This window comes from Neisseria sp. P0021.S007 (assembly GCF_051956855.1).
Genome location: NZ_JBQCXA010000122.1, coordinates 1 through 1143 on the forward strand (window position 1 = coordinate 1; position 1143 = coordinate 1143).

At 48.1% G+C, this 1143-nt stretch carries 2 protein-coding genes; both read right to left on the minus strand.

Annotated elements, in window-relative coordinates:
• Positions 1-561 (minus strand): pseudouridine synthase (locus ACTHUR_RS11610; protein ID WP_440398671.1); only part of this gene is annotated, 561 nt, incomplete at its 3' end.
• A gap of 142 nt (positions 562-703) precedes the next feature.
• On the minus strand, positions 704-1141 hold the full coding sequence (locus ACTHUR_RS11615) for a pyridoxamine 5'-phosphate oxidase family protein (RefSeq protein ID WP_440398672.1): 438 nt from the start codon (positions 1139-1141) through the stop codon (positions 704-706).
• Between the last annotated feature and the right edge of the window lie 2 nt (positions 1142-1143).

The following is a 1143-nucleotide window of genomic DNA, read 5'->3' on the forward strand; positions in this document are numbered from 1 at the left end:
GTATTTACCCTCGGTAATGGTCATCATCAATGTGGTTGGGTCGGTCAATACTGCTTCGGCCGCGGCGACGGTTTCATTATCGTCATGCAGGAGGACGCCGTTTTTCAGCGCAGTGCAAAGGGTATCGTCGGCAGGATGTTTCAAAGTGACGCGGTAGAGCTTCGGAACTTTGTGTTTGGGCGAGGTAACGCGGTGGTTAAATTGGCCGTCGTTGGTAATCAGAATAATTCCGGTTGTGTCTGCATCCAAGCGGCCGACTGCCTGCATATCGATATTGCGCATGTGGTCGGGAAAAAGGCTGAAGATGCTTGGATATTGCTGAGGTTTGTGCGAAGTCTCGTAATCTGCAGGCTTATGAAGCAGGATATAAAAATAGGGCATGGGGACGGCGGCAATTTCTTCGCCGTCAACAGACAGGGTGTGCACTTGAGACGGATCAATATCGTCTTTGGCACGATTATGGATTTCGCCGTTGATGGCAATGCAGTCATTGTCTATCAGCCATTGGCATTGCTTGCGGCTGCCGAGGCCTTGCGATTGGATGTATTTGAGCAGTTGCATGGTTGAAAAGTAGGAAATGTTCAGACGGCCTTTATTGTACTGGAAAACCGGTGTTTAGGCCGTCTGAAAAGTAGGGGTAAAAAAATCGCCCCTTTAAAATTTTAAGGGGCGCAAAAGGAACACAAACCACTACCAAAAACTGTTACAGGGCAAATTCTCCTATTTGATGTGTTGCCGGATAAAGTGCTTTCATCAAGTCATGTGGTGAAAGCGAGAAATCTTTGCTGTTTGTCGTCAGACGGCCTTGCTGAGGCGTCAGCTCAAGCAATCGGGCGTTTGCCGACTGGATAAATTTGTTTTTCGTGCGCTGCATTTTTCTTTGCAGGGCGGAAACAACGCGGTTGTACAGACTGTCTTTTTGCTTGACTTCGCGTGTATCGGCAACCCAGCTCAAGCGTGTATTGCCGTCTTCATCTTCAATCAGCAGGATACCGGTTTCTGATTGGGGCGATTTGCCCATACAAGGGAGCCAAACATAATATCGGCCATCTAAATTAATGAATACTGCGTCATGTACTTCGCATTCATCGCAACACTTGGTGGCGATCAAAGAGCGGATGGCTTGTTGGTGCAGTCTCAGAA